Annotated in this window: 16 protein-coding genes; 2 read left to right on the forward strand and 14 right to left on the reverse strand. The window is 62.6% G+C overall.

Annotation, left to right across the window (positions count from 1 at the left end):
- Position 1 precedes the first annotated feature (1 nt).
- Positions 2-427 carry an amino acid-binding protein gene (locus E1J61_RS03530; RefSeq protein WP_133092754.1) on the forward strand — a complete coding sequence of 142 codons (426 nt, stop codon included), beginning with the start codon at positions 2-4 and terminating at the stop codon, positions 425-427.
- 264 nt (positions 428-691) lie between these two features.
- Here E1J61_RS03530 and E1J61_RS03535 read toward each other — a convergent pair whose 3' ends face one another.
- The 5 genes from E1J61_RS03535 to E1J61_RS03550 form a co-directional block, all read right to left on the reverse strand.
- The gene (locus tag E1J61_RS03535) at positions 692-1,039 is read right to left on the reverse strand and encodes a YkgJ family cysteine cluster protein (protein ID WP_133092755.1); all 348 of its coding nucleotides are present in this window, start codon (positions 1,037-1,039) and stop codon (positions 692-694) included.
- A 95-nt stretch (positions 1,040-1,134) separates the two neighbouring features.
- Positions 1,135-1,299: a hypothetical protein gene (locus tag E1J61_RS37290; protein ID WP_165971416.1), complete on the reverse strand. Its 165-nt coding sequence runs from the start codon at positions 1,297-1,299 to the stop codon at positions 1,135-1,137.
- Positions 1,300-1,377: 78 nt separating this feature from the next.
- Complete coding sequence (locus tag E1J61_RS03540) at positions 1,378-2,538, reverse strand: DUF1275 domain-containing transporter (RefSeq protein ID WP_133092756.1); 1,161 nt, start codon at positions 2,536-2,538, stop codon at positions 1,378-1,380.
- Positions 2,539-2,578: 40 nt separating this feature from the next.
- The gene (locus E1J61_RS03545; RefSeq protein ID WP_133092757.1) at positions 2,579-3,409 is read right to left on the reverse strand and encodes a fused MFS/spermidine synthase; all 831 of its coding nucleotides are present in this window, start codon (positions 3,407-3,409) and stop codon (positions 2,579-2,581) included.
- A 13-nt stretch (positions 3,410-3,422) separates the two neighbouring features.
- Positions 3,423-3,695: an HPr family phosphocarrier protein gene (locus E1J61_RS03550; RefSeq protein WP_133092758.1), complete on the reverse strand. Its 273-nt coding sequence runs from the start codon at positions 3,693-3,695 to the stop codon at positions 3,423-3,425.
- A gap of 150 nt (positions 3,696-3,845) precedes the next feature.
- On the opposite strand from E1J61_RS03550, the gene E1J61_RS03555 reads away from it, so the two are divergent.
- Complete coding sequence (locus E1J61_RS03555; RefSeq protein ID WP_133092759.1) at positions 3,846-4,055, forward strand: ribbon-helix-helix protein, CopG family; 210 nt, start codon at positions 3,846-3,848, stop codon at positions 4,053-4,055.
- Between the two features lie 62 nt (positions 4,056-4,117).
- On the opposite strand, the gene E1J61_RS03560 is transcribed toward E1J61_RS03555, so the two are convergent.
- The 9 genes from E1J61_RS03560 to E1J61_RS03600 all read right to left on the reverse strand — a co-directional run bounded on the left by E1J61_RS03560 (position 4,118) and on the right by E1J61_RS03600 (position 14,089).
- Entirely contained in the window at positions 4,118-4,639 is a 522-nt protein-coding gene (locus E1J61_RS03560; RefSeq protein WP_133092760.1) for an NADH-quinone oxidoreductase subunit B family protein, read from the reverse strand.
- Positions 4,639-6,189: an NADH-quinone oxidoreductase subunit C gene (locus tag E1J61_RS03565; protein WP_133092761.1), complete on the reverse strand. Its 1,551-nt coding sequence runs from the start codon at positions 6,187-6,189 to the stop codon at positions 4,639-4,641. The genes E1J61_RS03560 and E1J61_RS03565 overlap by 1 nt, the downstream gene beginning before the upstream one ends.
- Before the next feature lie 4 nt (positions 6,190-6,193).
- On the reverse strand, positions 6,194-7,648 hold the full coding sequence (locus E1J61_RS03570) for a hydrogenase 4 subunit F (protein ID WP_133092762.1): 1,455 nt from the start codon (positions 7,646-7,648) through the stop codon (positions 6,194-6,196).
- Position 7,649: 1 nt separating this feature from the next.
- A complete protein-coding gene (locus E1J61_RS03575) occupies positions 7,650-8,309 on the reverse strand; it encodes a formate hydrogenlyase (RefSeq protein WP_133092763.1) in 660 nt (219 codons plus the stop codon).
- A gap of 11 nt (positions 8,310-8,320) precedes the next feature.
- The gene (locus E1J61_RS03580; protein WP_133092764.1) at positions 8,321-9,268 is read right to left on the reverse strand and encodes a respiratory chain complex I subunit 1 family protein; all 948 of its coding nucleotides are present in this window, start codon (positions 9,266-9,268) and stop codon (positions 8,321-8,323) included.
- Between the two features lie 7 nt (positions 9,269-9,275).
- Positions 9,276-11,303 (reverse strand): hydrogenase 4 subunit B, encoded by a 2,028-nt coding sequence (gene hyfB, locus E1J61_RS03585; RefSeq protein WP_133092765.1) that lies wholly within the window; start codon positions 11,301-11,303, stop codon positions 9,276-9,278.
- Between the two features lie 3 nt (positions 11,304-11,306).
- Positions 11,307-11,582, reverse strand: coding sequence for a ribbon-helix-helix protein, CopG family (locus E1J61_RS03590; RefSeq protein WP_133092766.1), 276 nt, complete (start codon positions 11,580-11,582; stop codon positions 11,307-11,309).
- Between the two features lie 539 nt (positions 11,583-12,121).
- Positions 12,122-12,730 (reverse strand): response regulator transcription factor, encoded by a 609-nt coding sequence (locus E1J61_RS03595; RefSeq protein WP_133092986.1) that lies wholly within the window; start codon positions 12,728-12,730, stop codon positions 12,122-12,124.
- A gap of 399 nt (positions 12,731-13,129) precedes the next feature.
- Positions 13,130-14,089: a tripartite tricarboxylate transporter substrate binding protein gene (locus E1J61_RS03600; RefSeq protein WP_243736754.1), complete on the reverse strand. Its 960-nt coding sequence runs from the start codon at positions 14,087-14,089 to the stop codon at positions 13,130-13,132.
- Positions 14,090-14,104: the final 15 nt, after the last annotated feature.

The following is a 14,104-nucleotide window of genomic DNA, read 5'->3' on the forward strand; positions in this document are numbered from 1 at the left end:
GATGGAACTGCTCGTGGAACAAGTGGAAGTTTGGGCGGCGAGCATACCGGACAAGCCGGGTGGCCTAGCCGGGGTCCTGACGACCTTGCGCGATGTGGGGGCCGATCTGCAATTCATCATTGCCCGGCGCAGTCCGGACAGGCCTGGCGAAAGCGTCGTGTTTGTCACACCATTGCAGGGAGAGCGCGAAATGGTGGCGGCGGCCATCGCCGGATTCAATCTCACGCAAAAGCAGCATTGCGTGCGCGTCATGGGCCAGAATATACCGGGCCTTGCCGCTGCCTTGACCGAGGACCTTGCCGAAGCGAGGATCAACCTACGTGGTTTTTCAGCGGCGGTAATCGGTACGCAATTTGTCGCCTACGTGGCCGTCGACTCGCTGGCGGAGGCGGACCTGGCAGCGGACGTCCTCAAAGCCGTTGTCTGAAGGAGCTCGCATGACGCGCTCGCGATAGGTATCGAGCCGCGTCGCGTGCTCCGGTTTGCTTGATGTGCGCAATGCCACGGGGTCAATCGGCGAATGCACTCCACGCGACGGACCAGACTCCCGCCCGATCTCGTCCAGCGCCTGATTGGTCTCGAGCCTAGATACCGCCGGCATTGCTGGCCGCCAGGGTTGGCTCTGCTGCGCAAGGCGGCCTTACGATAGCGAATTGCCTGCGTCCTGTTGTTACCGCCGGTGCCTCTTGCCTCATACCAGCACGTGGCGTGTCTCTACAAAGAAGCGCTGAATTTCTTCTTCAATATCCGGATCGATCATTCTTTCCGGCCGATTTCCGTTCGGGCAGGCAAGCCTTGGGGTCGTGCCAAACAAGCGGCAAATCAACGGGCGCTCCGAATACACGCTACACCCCTTGGTATCCAGATGGGGGCAATTTAGGTTTGCCAGCGCAGTTTCGTGCTCGGCATCGCTCTTAACGGGAAGCCTCGACATCTCTTCGGTTGAGGTGGTCACCGGCCCACAACAGTCATGACATCCAGGGGTGCACTCGAAGGTGGGAATTCGTGAGCGAAGAAATCTGATCTTTTGACTATTCATTGGTGCAGGTATCAGACAGTCGGTCGGGAGCGAGCCGAGGCTGCGGAAGGCTGCGCGCTACGTGCGACCCAACTGAGCGCCGCAATCGAGTTCAACTACCGTTCCCCCGGCTGTAATCCGAGGAATTCCGACGCCTCTTGCATAGCGCTCTCGGCCAGCTCACGAGCTTCCTCGCCTCCGCCGGGGGACATCAGGCCGACCAGCGCTGCGTAGAGCAAGTGGATCAGATCCACGGCACGGTGATACTGTTCGTCGCTCATGTCTTACTCTCTACGAAGCCATTGAGCCGTGTCATCAGCTCAGGTTTGCGCAACTTTGCGCCTGATCGGGCCGTCGTTTCAGGTGCTTCCCCGCCCGGGCAGATGTTGCACGAGCCAGATCATTACCGACACCGCGGCAATGGCCCAGAGGATCACGATCACCAGCGCCGCAACGTGGCTGACGGGGCGATTTGCGGCCTCTGCGGCGGCTACGCGATGCTGGCGCATTACTTCCGCAGGAATCCATCGTATTGCCAGCAACAAGCCGAGCGGTACCAGCACCACGTCGTCCAGATAGCCGAGCACTGGAATGAAATCCGGAATCAGGTCAATGGGCGACAAGGCATAGGCTGCGACCAGCAAGGCTAGCGCTTTCGCATACCAAGGCGTGCGGGGATCGTGCGCGGCCAGCCACACCGCGTGCACATCTTCCTTGACTGCCCGAGCCCAACGCCGGGAACGTGCGGCCAAATGAGGCAGAAGGTCCCGGCGCCACAAGTGCAGGCGCACATCGTCGAGCACCGGAACCGCCGCGAGGGCGAGCAGCAAGGTTGCCAGGACAAGCGTGGCGCTGAACCCGACGTGCTTGAACCCCAAGGCGCCAATGACGCCGCCGGCAAAGAATAAGGCGACCAGGGTGATAAGTACCTGTAGCTTGTGCCGATTGGCGAGCACCAGTGGCTTGCTCGAATCGGCTCTGGACAGGTTGCAATAGAACAGCTTGCCCAGTTCGATACCGATGTCGGTGACCATGCCGGTCACGTGCGTGGTGCGGATCTCGGCGTTCGACAGCTTGGTGATCATGGCATTTTGCAAGCCCATGATGAAACAGAGCACCATGACCGTTGCTGGTACAAACAACCATTCGTGGTGCTCGAGATTGCTGCCAAGCAGGCCAAAACACACCAACAGCGCAGCTTCCAACATGAGCGGCAATGCGTATTCGCTATGCAGCCGCTCGCGCCGAGCCCAGTTTATCAGCACCGCCGAGCAGGCGGCACCCGCCAAAAACGACAGCATGGCCCCCAGGCCGTCCAGCATCAGCCAGAAACTGCCAAGCGCCAGGTTGTCGGCCATCGCGGACACGATCCCCGACATGTGAGAGGTGTACTGCTGCACGGCCAGGAAGCCTCCCGCGTTGGTCGCTCCGGCAACGAAGGCCAGGTAGCAGGCGAGTTGCCGATTGATCCCGGGATTGCGCTCCTTCCCGGTGAGCTTACGCAGGTACAGGATTGGCATGGTCGCGTCGGTAAGGTGGTGTGCGCGCGGGGGGGCGGTGTCAATACCGAGTCTGCGACCTTCCGAGCTTAGGCCAGAAGGCGCGATCCGACGCAAGCCGCTCGCCGTGCTTCAGGCGGCGAGCGGCCGCGGTCAGGTTCAGCGAATGCGCCGTTTCCAGGATGCGCGCACGCGCCGTCAGCGCGTTCAGGGAGGGCAGCTTGTGCGCACATTTCCAGGCAAACAGCGTGTAGTTACAACTGTCTTCGGAAAGGGAAAGCGATATCGACTGACCAAACGAGGCGCTGACTTCCTCCAGGTAGAGCGGAATATCGGGATCGCTTTCGAGAAAATTCGCAACCAGCACCCCGGTATCGGTCAAGCGTGCATGACAGTCGGCATAGAAGTCCGCGGTGCCAAGCTGCACCGGCATGCCGTCGGCCAGGAAGCCATCCACCAGGATGACGTCCGGTCGCGCATTCCGGTTCGAGACATATTCGGCGCCATCCGCGCAAACTACCTCGAGTCGCTCGTCATCCGGCGGGATGTGGAACTGGTCGCGCAGGGCAATGACCGCCGGATTGATCTCAATGGCCACAATCCTGGTATTGGGTAGGTGCCGGTAGCAATATTTGGCCAGTGAACCGCCCCCCAGGCCGATCATCGAGATTCTGGCGGGCGTTGGGTGCAACAGCAGGAATCCCATCATGGTCCGGGTATAACCCAGCACGAGCCTGTCGGGATCCTTGCGCGACATGAAGCTTTGGGTGGCCAGCGCGTCGAAATGCAGCGACAGGGCGTGCTGGGTTTCCAACACCTGGGGCGTACCGTCGTTGGCCGCCTCGGCCAGGAATTTCAGATAAGCCTCGAACGAGGAGCGGTCGGCGTGCATCTGTCGGTTTCCATTAACGAGACTTGGGGAGCGCCTCGCCCCTCAACAATGCCGCGATAGTGACGACAGCGGCGGCCTCGTCCACGCCGTCCGCCTGGATGCCCAGGTGTGTCCCCACTTGGGCGGACAGGCGCATGACCTCCATAACGTTCTTGGCGTTTGCGATCCAGGGGCCGCTGGCGAGCAGGATCTTGCACTCAAACTGATTGGCCGTGAAAGCCAACCGTGCAGAATTCCGTCCTTGAAATCCGTTGCCGGCAGTTACTTCTATCGTCACTTCTACCACTGCGCCCTCATCAGAAAAAGGTGCCCTCAAGACTCGTTCGCGCGGGACCGCGCCCCTGCCAGCCTGCACACCGTGCCGATGGCATGCCGGCGCATCCAGGAGATGTATATAATGATAATGGCATTATAATACGATGACATTGTTAGACGCATGGAATCCAAGACCGCCCGCCTGACCGTATTGATCGATCCGGAGAAAAAAAAGGCCTTTGAGGCACTCTGCGCCGCCCAGGACCAGACGCCATCCCAAGTCGTTCGCCAGATGATTCGCGACTATTTGCAGCGGTACGAGGTGGACTACGCCACCCGGCCGACGCTCGGCGCGCCGAGGTCAGTGGCGAAGGAAGTGGGTGATGCGTAGCAGGACGGGAGCCGGCCGGTGCCCACGCTCAAGTGCGCACCGCTGATGCCAGGGCCGGATCGCTAGCGCCGTGTGGCACCGGCCTGCCGAACGGCGCTTAGTATTCCGCGCAGGATCTCTATTGGCGGCGGCGGACAGCCCGGCACGGCTACGTCGACCGGGATCACGTTGGCGACACGGCCGCAGCTCGCATAGCTCTCGCCGAAGATCCCGCCGGTACAACCGCAGTCGCCTACCGCCACCACCAGTTTCGGCTCCGGGGTTGCCGCGTAGGTGCGCAGCAGCGCCTCCTCCATATGACGCGAGACGGGCCCGGTCACCAGCAGCATGTCGGCGTGGCGCGGGCTGGCGACGAACTTGATGCCCAGGCCTTCGATGTTGTAGTAAGGATTACCGAGCGCGTGGATCTCCAGCTCGCAGCCATTGCACGAGCCTGCGTCGACCTGCCGGATCGTCAGCGCCTGGCCGAGAATGTCGAGCAGTTCCCGGTGGATGCGCTGGATAGAGGCAGCCTCCCCCGCGCCGGGCGGCGCAGGCTCAGTGACGATGCCGGTGTGGGCGATTTGCTTGAGGATTTGCCACATCAGAGGTCGTGCCCCGCATAGCTGAGGTTGAAGGATTTGTTGATCAGCGGAAAGTCCGGCACGATGTTGCCGATGATGGCGTGCTCAAGCACCGGCCAGTTCTGCCACGACGGGTCGTGGCAATGACAGCGGAGGATGCGGCCGTCATCGGCAAGTTCGAGCGCGACGAGGACTTCGCCGCGCCAGCCCTCCACCCATCCCGCCCCAATGGCGGCACCGGCGGGCGCTTGTAGCGCAAGTCGCGTGGCCCCATCCGGCAAGCCTGCACAGATGGCACGGATCAGTCGCAGCGACTCCAGCACCTCATCGAATCGCACCGCGACACGGGCGGCGACATCGCCGCCGCGGTGTCCGGCCATTTTTACGGCAAGGCTATCGTAGGGCGGCCAGGCATGGTCGCAGCGCAGGTCCGCCGCTCGGCCGCTGGCACGTCCGGCCAGCCCCGTCAGCCCAAGCTGGGCGGCAAGCTGTGGCGTGACGCGGCCCGCCCCAAGAAAGCGGTCCTGCAGGCCCGCATGTTCGTCGTACACTGCGCGCAGCACGCGCACTTCCCGCTCAATGTGGTTGCACTGCTGCCGCAAGCGCTCAAGCATGGCTGGCGTCAAGTCCTGCGCTACGCCGCCCGGTACCACGGCGTCCATCATCAGCCGGTGGCCGAAAGCCTCTCCGGACAGCCGCTGCCAGTCTTCGCGCAAGCGCGAGAATTGCGCCAAGCCGAAGGCCAGCCCCGCGTCGTTGCCCAGCGCCCCCAGGTCACCCAGGTGATTGGCCATGCGCTCACGCTCGAGCATCAGGGCACGCAGCCAGTTTGCGCGCGGCGGGGGCGCACAGTCCCAGGCAGACTCGAGCGCCATGCAATAGCCCCAGGCGTAGGCCACGGTGGAGTCGCCCGAGACCCGGCCGGCCAGACGGTAGCCCTCCAGCGGCGGCAGTTCGGTGAACCGCCGCTCGATGCCCTTGTGCGTGTAGCCCAGGTGTTCTTCCAGCCGCAGGACCTTTTCTCCGACCACGGAAAAGCGGAAGTGGCCGGGTTCGATGATGCCGGCATGCACCGGGCCGACCGCGATCTCGTGCACCCCGTCGCCCTCTACACGCACGAAAGGATAGTCGGCCGGCAGTTTGCCGGCCGTGGCCGCACTCAGCTGCGCGCCGTTTTGCAGCGGTCGCGGCCCTGGCGACCACAGGCCGTGGTCCAGCCAGGGCCGGGCGTCGTGGCTGCCGTGCACGGCGATACCCGCCAGGTCGGTCATGGCACGCTGCATTCGGCCTGCGCACGGGAATGCACTGCTCAGATCCGGCACGGTGGGCGCGACACCATCAAGCCGCAATTCGAGCCATATCAGTCCCCGCGGCATGGCATACGCCACGCATGCGGCCAACGTACCGCCGATGGCGCTGCGGTCGGCGCCCCACAGTCCAACAAGGCGCCCACCCGCATCCGCCACCGCGCGGGCCGTGGCAGACCAGTCGTCTTGCCCGACCTGGCCGTGCCAGACCGGCAGCGGCGCAGGCAGCCGCGCCAGGTCAAGGCTGAGATCTGACAGTGTCATCGGTCTAGCTCCCCAGCATTGCGGCTGCCTGCCGGTACCAGGTGTCGAGATAGGGCGGAATATAGAGGCCCAGCATCAGCCCCAGGGCGAGGTGCGCGAACACTGGGATCAGCGCTGGCGGATGCGCCAGCGGCTTGAGCGTGGTGTCACCGAACACCATCGGTTGTACCCGGCTGAACACCGCGGCGAATGCCAATCCGAGCGCAATCAGCAGGAAGGGCGTGGCCCACGGCTGCTCGCGCATGGCGGTCGTGACGATCAGGAACTCGCTGGCGAAGACCCCAAACGGCGGCATGCCCAGGATGGCGAGTGCGCCTACCATCAGGCCCCAGCCGACGGTGGGGCTGACACGGATCAGCCCGCGGATGTCGTCCATGATTTGCGTGCCCGCTTTCTGCGCGGCGTGGCCCACAGCGAAGAAGATTGCGGACTTGACCAGCGAATGCACCGTCATGTGCAGCAGGCCGGCGTAGCTGGCGATCGGCCCGCCCATGCCGAAGGCGAAGGTCATCATGCCCATGTGCTCGATGGACGAATATGCAAACATGCGTTTGATGTCGCGCTGCCGGATCAGGAAGAAGACCGCCGCGACCACCGATACCAGGCCGAACCCCATCATCAGGCGGCCGGTGAGATGGTTGCCCAGTGCCGCATCGGTCAGCACCTTGCAGCGCAGCACGGCATAGAGCGCCACATTGAGCAGCAGGCCGGAGAGCACGGCGGACACCGGGGTCGGGCCCTCGGCGTGGGCATCGGGCAGCCAGTTATGCAGCGGGACCAGGCCGACCTTGGTGCCATAGCCGATAAACAGGAAGGCGAATGCCAGCGTGATGATGTTGGGATCGAGCTGGCGCTTGACCGCGTCCAGATTGGTCCACAGCAACGCGCCCCCCTCCGCGCCGATGACTTTCTCGGCGGCCATGTAGAGCAGCACCGTGCCAAACAGCGCCTGGGCAATCCCCACCCCGCACAGGATGAAGTACTTCCATGCCGCTTCGAGGCTGGCGGCGGTGCGGTAGACGCTGACCAGCAGCACCGTGGTCAGCGTGGCGGCCTCCATCGCAACCCATACGATGCCCATATTGTTGGTCGTCAGCGCCAGCAGCATGGTAAAGGTGAAGAGCTGGTACATGCTGTGGTACAGGCGCAACCGCGGCGGCGTCATCTTGCCGTGGTCGTGCTCCACCCGCATGTACGGCCGCGAGAAGATCGAGGTCGTCAGGCCCACGAACGCAGTCAGCGCAACGAGAAAGACGTTCAGGGGATCGATGTAGAACTCCCGGCCCCATGCCAGCATGGGGCCATCGGCGACGATCCGCACTGTAAGCATGCAGGCGGCGAGGAATGTGCCCAGGCTGAAGGCGACATTGATGTCGCGTGCGCGTTCGCGATGTCCCGTCAGCGCGAGCACCAGCCCGCCGGCGAGCGGCATTGCAAGCAACAGGGCCAGCGCAATCAACTCAATCCTCCTTCAGCTTTTCAAGGTGACGGATGTCCAGGCTGTCGAACTGCTCGCGGATCTGGAACATGAACACGCCCAGGATCAGCACGCCGATCAGTACATCCAGCGCGATGCCCAGCTCGACCACCATCGGCATGCCGTATGTCGCGGCGGTGGCTGCAAAGAAGAGGCCGTTCTCCATCGCCAGGAAGCCAATGACCTGCGGCACCGCCTTGGAGCGCGTGATCATCATCAGGAAGGACAACAGCACGCATGCCAGCGCAATGCCCAGCGTGCCGCTGGCTAGCTTCAGCGACAGCCGCGCGATTGGCATGGTGAGATTGAAGGCGAAGATCACCACCAGGATGCCGATCAGCATGGTGGTGGGAATGTTGATCAGCGTCTCGACGTCCCAGCGGATCTGGAGACGATCGATAACGCGGTGCAGCAGATAGGGGATGAGCAACACCTTGAGTACCAGGGTCAGGCCGGCCGACAGGTAAAGGTGCGGCTGGCCCGTCACGTAGCCAACGACGGCGGTGGCTAATGCCAGGGTCGCACCCTGCAGCGTAAACAAGTGGATCAGCGACAGGATCCGTCGCTGCGAGATCATGGCGAAGGCGAGGATCAGCAGCACCGCGCCGAGCAGGTTGACGAACTGGGTGAGGAGCGCAGTCATTAGCTTGTTTGTCAGTGAGCCAACAGCAAGTGGACCAGCATGCCGATCACCGCCAGCAGAAAGGCAGTGGCCAGGAACTCCGGCACGCGGAAGATGCGCATCTTGGCGCTCACCGTCTCCAGCGCCGCGAGCAGGATTCCACCCACGATGAGCTTGAACAGCAGCACGGGCAGCGCCAGCAGCATGGCCAAGGGGGCTTGCGCTTCAGCGATTCCCCACGGAAAGAACAGCGCCAGGCCGATGCAGGAATAGGCAAACAGCTTCAGGCTTGCCGCCCACTCGAGGAGCGCCAGATGCCGGCCCGAGTATTCCAGGATCAGCGCCTCGTGGATCATTGTCAGCTCGAGGTGGGTGGCGGGGTTGTCGACCGGTACACGGGCGTTCTCCGCCAGCGATACCATGGTGAACGCAACGCCGGCAAACGCCAGTCCGGGGTAGATGGCCAGGTCGCGGTGAGCAATCGTCTCGACAATGGTGGTGAGCGAGGTCGACTTGGAGACCAGCGAGGCGGAGAACAGCACCATCAGCAGCGCGGGTTCCGCCAGGAAGCCGATCAGCATCTCTCGCCGCGCACCCAAGGTTCCGAAGGCAGTGCCGACGTCCATCGCCGCCAGCGAGATGAAGACCCGCGCCAGCGCGAACAGGCCGACCAGGGCGATCGCGTCGGCGGCCGGCGCGAGTGGCAAGTCGGTGGACACGGTCGGGACGATCGAGCAGGCCAGCGCCATGCATCCGAACACCACATAAGGCGTGGCGCGAAACAGAGGCGACGCATTGTCCGCAACCACCGATTCCTTGTTGAACAGCTTGTGCAGCATTCGATATGGCTGCCAGACGCTGGGCGCCGATTTGTTCTGCAGCCAGGCCCGCCACTGATTGACCCAGCCGGTCAGCAAGGGCGCCAGCGTGATCGAGATCACGATCTCGAGTAGCTGTGACAGGGTCCCGGTCAGGTTCATGCAACCCTCATCGCATCACGGCCAGCAGCGTGGCGGCCAGGGTCAGGAAGCTGTACAGCAGGTAAGCCGAAATCCGTCCCTGCTGCATCCGGCCGATCAGGCGGGCCAGATACGATGCCAGAGCGATCACGGGGACATACAGCCAGCGCCAGAAATGGTCCGCAACCGTGACCCGGTAGCGCGGCTGTTCGTCGAATGGCGTCGGCAGGTCACGACGCATCAGGAAAAACGGCTCGAAGATCTGGCGGATCGGCTGACCAAACCCCTCGGCAGTGTCCTGCATGCGCGCAGTGCTCCATGGGAAGCCGCAGGCCCAGGGCGGACTGCGGCGAAGCCGACCGTGGTAGAAGCGGCGCACCAGCAGATAGGCAAGCGCAAAACTGGCCAGAATACCTAACAGGAAAATGACCGGCCCATAGCTGGCCTGAGCCAGGCCGTTAGGCGCCAGCAGCCAGCCGCCGCCGGCCGCGGCCCGGGCGCCGAGTCCGCTCGCCACTAACTGCTGCGTCACCGGATCGATCAGCTGGACGAATTGGGTCGGGAGCAGGCCCAGCGCTATGCAACCCAGCGCCAGCCACAGCATGCCCGCGCGCTCCCCGCGCCCGGCGTCGTGCGCGTGGGCCAACTTGGGCTCACGCGGCTGACCGAGGAAGATCACGCCGAAGAACTTGACCATGGTGTAGCCGGCAAGGGCCGCCACCAGCGCGATCAGCGCGGCGACGACTGGGATCAGCATGGTCAGTATCGGCTCTGGGAGGCCAGGCGTGAACAGGAAGCTTTGCAGCAGCAGCCACTCCGAGACGAAGCCACCGAGCGGGGGCAGCCCCGCGCTGGCCAGCACGCCCAGCAGCGTCAGCCAGCCTACCCATGGCATATAGCGAATCAATCCGCCCAGCTTGCCAAGGCTTCTCTCGGCGGTAGCATGCAGCACGCTCCCGGTTCCCAAAAAGAGCAGGCTTTTGAAGAAGGCATGGCTGGCGACATGGTAGAGCGCGGCAGTCAGGGCCAGCGCGGCCATTGGCTTCATGCCGTAGGCCGAAAACAGCAGTGTCAGGCCCATGGCAACAAAGAGCAGGCCCATGTTCTCGATCGACGAATAGGCCAGCAGCCGCTTCATGTCGGTCTGTACCGCGGCGAAAACCACGCCGAACAGCGCGGTGGCCAATCCAACGGCCAGCAGCACTACGCCCCACCACCATAGACGCATCTGCAACAAGTCGAAGGACACCCGCAACAGGCCGTAGATCGCAGTGTTGAGCATGACACCGCTCATCATTGCCGACACCGGCGACGGCGCTGCCGGATGCGCCTCCGGCAGCCAGACGTGCAGCGGCAGGATGCCCGCCTTGGCGCCGAATCCAAACAGGGCGAGCAGGAAACCGACGGAGGCCCAGAACGGCGTCAGCGCCTGGGCGCGCATGTTGGCAAACGTATAGTCGCCGGTGTTGGCCTGTAGCACGCCAAAGCACAGCAGGATAGCGATCGCTCCGATGCGCGCCATCGTGATGTAGAGATGGCCGGCGGCGCGCACTTCGGCGATCCGGTGGTTGGCCGTCACCAGGAAGAACGATGACAGCGCCATGGTTTCCCACATCACCATGAATGAGTAGGCGTCGTCTGCCAGGATCACCACGGCCATGCTGGCGAGGAACAGGTGGTACTCAAGGCAGAGCAGGCCCGGCGGCGTGCCTTCCCCCTTGCGGAAGTAGCCAGCCGCAAACGTCGAGATGCCGGCCGCCGCTCCCCCCATGACCATCAGGAAGTAGGCGGACAGGCTGTCGAGCCGGACGTGGAACGGCAGTGCGGGCAGGCCAATGGGCAGCACGGCGACCTCGGGCGTGCCGAACACAGCGTGGAGCGCCAAGCCGAACAGCGCCAACCCTAGCAGCCCCCCGATGGGGAATAGCAGGTGGGATACCAGGTCAAACCGATGCAGCGCCAGGACCCCTGCCACGCCGACAAGCAGCCAGGCCCCAACCACAACAAGCATCCAGTCGAGATGGAGCCATTGCGTGAGTGGGGGCACGCTGCTCATGGATCAGGCTCCGCGGCGGGCCGCACGGCGCTTGGCAGGAGGTTTCGCAACGCGCCGCGACGGCGCGCCAACCGGTGACTTCTCTTTGCCCATGGCTTCCGCTTTATCCGTGTCCACGCCGCTGAGGACGTAATCGACGCCATGCTGGGCGAGGTAGTCGCGGATAAAACGCCGTATCACCTGCGAGGCGGTCAGATCCTGCTGTGCGCAAAGGCGCTCGAAGGCAGCCTTCTTGTTGGGATCGATGAGCAGCGTAAGCCGAGCGGTCTTTTGCTCCATGGGAGCCTCAAGATGGCAATACGATGATTACATGATTCACATCATAGATGATGGCCATGCGAATCCAAAGGACTTCGCAGTCGAGCCGCGCTCTCCCGCGTGGCGCCGGCGTCAGCAGAATGCGCACAGGCTTGCCGACCGCAGCATGCGACAAGTTGTAAACATTTCGTAGACCCAACCGATTGGGGTCTGCACCGAGCTTCGGATAGCGGTCGAGCAGTTGGGAGAAAGCGCCTGCGGTACCTCGACTGCTCAGCTCGGTCCACGCGACGGCAGGCCATACTGCGAGATCGCGTGTCTGTAGTTCGGACTAATGCGAATTGACTGATTAATTATTCTTAGAGTGTCGATAAAAATGTCAATTCATTTTCCGCCACCTTTATTCGACATGAGTTCCAGCCGGATACCTCGGTGACAAGTTTATTTTCCGCCACGGTTGTGGTCCAGTCCCAATCAGCCTTGCGGGGCCGTGTTTCAGTTCACCCTGCCGCCTCAGGACTGAATGCCTCTCCCCGACACCGGGGAAAGGCAGCAGGAACTTAAAGCGGCGGCTCGCATATTCCCAGTCGCTGCGCCATCAACACAAGCTCGGCAAACGTGTGCGCCTTCATCTTGCGCATGGCCTGGCCGCGATGAATCTTCACGGTGATCTCGCTGATACCAAGCTCGCCAGCGATTTGCTTGTTCAGCCGACCGGCAACAACCAGACACATGACCTCGGCCTCACGTGGTGTGAGGCCCTGATAGTTGGCTCGCAATTCATCAAGCTTGCGCATGCCACGGCGGCGCTGTTCATCCTTTTCCAAGGCTGCCGTCACGGCATCGAGCAGGTCCTGTTCGCGGAATGGCTTCGCCAGGAAATCCTCCGCGCCAGCCTTCATGGCAGCCACGGTCATGGGGATGTCGCCGTATCCGGTCATAAAAATGATCGGGACCGGGATGCCTATTTGCGACAACCGGGTCTGCAGGTCCAGGCCGCTCTGCCCGCGCAGCCTGACATCAAGCAACAGGCAGGTAGGCGCATCCGGAAACGCAAATGCGAGAAGTTCGGCAGCGGATGCGAACAGTGCGACACGCATGCCGACGGATCGGAAGAGATTCTCCAACGCGCCGCGAAGCGCTGCGTCGTCATCAACGATTAACACCATCGCTTCATCACTCGCGCTGTCCGCTGCTATGAAGCTGTTGATTGTCACGGTCTATCTCCAGTGCACCCATCGGTGCGGGTGCGCGAGCCTTCAGCCTGAGCCATGGGCTTCGCAAAACATTTTGTTACATCACGCTATGGGGTCGTCGGCTACTTATACCATGGGGTTAGTTCGAATCCGCAACCCACTGCCGTCATTCGGGTCGCGGCGATGGCAACGGCCGCACTCAAAACTTCAGCGGTCACTCATGCTGGTCATCGAACGGTGATCGGCCTATAGGCGCATCCCGTCCAGAACAACGGGCTTTGTCATAGTCGACAGGGCCGCGTGGCTAGGTGTCGGTTCAGCGTGAACCGAAGGAAACGGTATTCCTTGGTCCGCCGCTGGCGGGAACTTCTTTTACCGTCGAACATTGCCCGCGACGCCGGCATTTCCACCCTCTACCTCGTCCGCAACGAGATTGCGGTCAGCGACCAGCCTGCTCCAACGCGCAAGCTCCTGTTGAATAAACGCCTGGAAATCTGAGGGGCCCGCGTGCACGACTTTGAAACCGTAACCCGAGAGTACCTCGCTCTTCGACAACTCGGAAAGGACCTGCTTCACCGCTAGATCAAGTTTCTCGATTCTCTCCTTCGCGGTCCCCTTGGGGGCCAGAACGCCATACCAGCCGGTGACCAGCATGTTTGGCAAGCCGGCCTCGGCAAAGGTGGGTGTCTCGGGCGCTATCGATAGACGCGCGTCGTTCGCAACCGCCAGTGCCCGTAACTTCCCGGACTTGATGTGTCTGAGGCTATCGGCGCCAGCGAAGACTGCGTCCACATCACCGCTGATCGCTGCCATGACCGCCTGGACGCCGCCGTGGTACGGAACATGTGTCACGCGAATCGAGGCAGATTGCGAGAGCAACTCTATGGCGAGATGGCTCGTATTTCCGTATCCAGACGATGCCACGGTAACCGGATGGGACTTCGCCCGGACGACAAGGTCGGATACAGACGTGATTCTGGAAGTGGCTCCCACATAGAGAACCAACGGTTGCTTTGCTATGAGAGAGACTGGTTGGAAGTCGCTGACGGGGTCATAGCCCGCCGACTTACTCACGAGCGGCCCGATCGCGTAGGCAGCGAGGGCGAGCACCAGCGTATAGCCATCGTTCTTAGCGCGCTGTATGTGCCGCAAGGCGATCTGTCCGCCTGCACCGGGCTTGTATTGAAGCACCACAGGCGCTCCCAGGGCCTTTTGCAGGCCGTCGCTGAGTGGGCGCGCCAAAAGATCCGCCGGCCCCCCCGGAGGATAAGGTACGACGATGATGACTGGTTGATCCGGGTAAGCTGCCCACGCTGGCTGAACGGAAGTCATCGTTCCTCCCAGCAA

Source organism: Cupriavidus sp. L7L (assembly GCF_004353535.1).
Taxonomy (GTDB): Bacteria; Pseudomonadota; Gammaproteobacteria; order Burkholderiales; family Burkholderiaceae; genus Cupriavidus; species Cupriavidus oxalaticus_A.

Coding starts and splice junctions, on each gene's coding strand:
- E1J61_RS03530 (WP_133092754.1), top strand. CDS start 2: ATGGAACTGCTCGTGGAACAAGTGGAAGTTTGGGCGGCGAGCATACCG.
- E1J61_RS03535 (WP_133092755.1), bottom strand. CDS start 1,039: ATGAATAGTCAAAAGATCAGATTTCTTCGCTCACGAATTCCCACCTTC.
- E1J61_RS37290 (WP_165971416.1), bottom strand. CDS start 1,299: ATGAGCGACGAACAGTATCACCGTGCCGTGGATCTGATCCACTTGCTC.
- E1J61_RS03540 (WP_133092756.1), bottom strand. CDS start 2,538: ATGCCAATCCTGTACCTGCGTAAGCTCACCGGGAAGGAGCGCAATCCC.
- E1J61_RS03545 (WP_133092757.1), bottom strand. CDS start 3,409: ATGCACGCCGACCGCTCCTCGTTCGAGGCTTATCTGAAATTCCTGGCC.
- E1J61_RS03555 (WP_133092759.1), top strand. CDS start 3,846: ATGGAATCCAAGACCGCCCGCCTGACCGTATTGATCGATCCGGAGAAA.
- E1J61_RS03560 (WP_133092760.1), bottom strand. CDS start 4,639: ATGTGGCAAATCCTCAAGCAAATCGCCCACACCGGCATCGTCACTGAG.
- E1J61_RS03565 (WP_133092761.1), bottom strand. CDS start 6,189: ATGACACTGTCAGATCTCAGCCTTGACCTGGCGCGGCTGCCTGCGCCG.
- E1J61_RS03575 (WP_133092763.1), bottom strand. CDS start 8,309: ATGACTGCGCTCCTCACCCAGTTCGTCAACCTGCTCGGCGCGGTGCTG.
- E1J61_RS03580 (WP_133092764.1), bottom strand. CDS start 9,268: ATGAACCTGACCGGGACCCTGTCACAGCTACTCGAGATCGTGATCTCG.
- hyfB (WP_133092765.1), bottom strand. CDS start 11,303: ATGAGCAGCGTGCCCCCACTCACGCAATGGCTCCATCTCGACTGGATG.
- E1J61_RS03590 (WP_133092766.1), bottom strand. CDS start 11,582: ATGGAGCAAAAGACCGCTCGGCTTACGCTGCTCATCGATCCCAACAAG.
- E1J61_RS03595 (WP_133092986.1), bottom strand. CDS start 12,730: ATGGTGTTAATCGTTGATGACGACGCAGCGCTTCGCGGCGCGTTGGAG.
- E1J61_RS03600 (WP_243736754.1), bottom strand. CDS start 14,089: ATGACTTCCGTTCAGCCAGCGTGGGCAGCTTACCCGGATCAACCAGTC.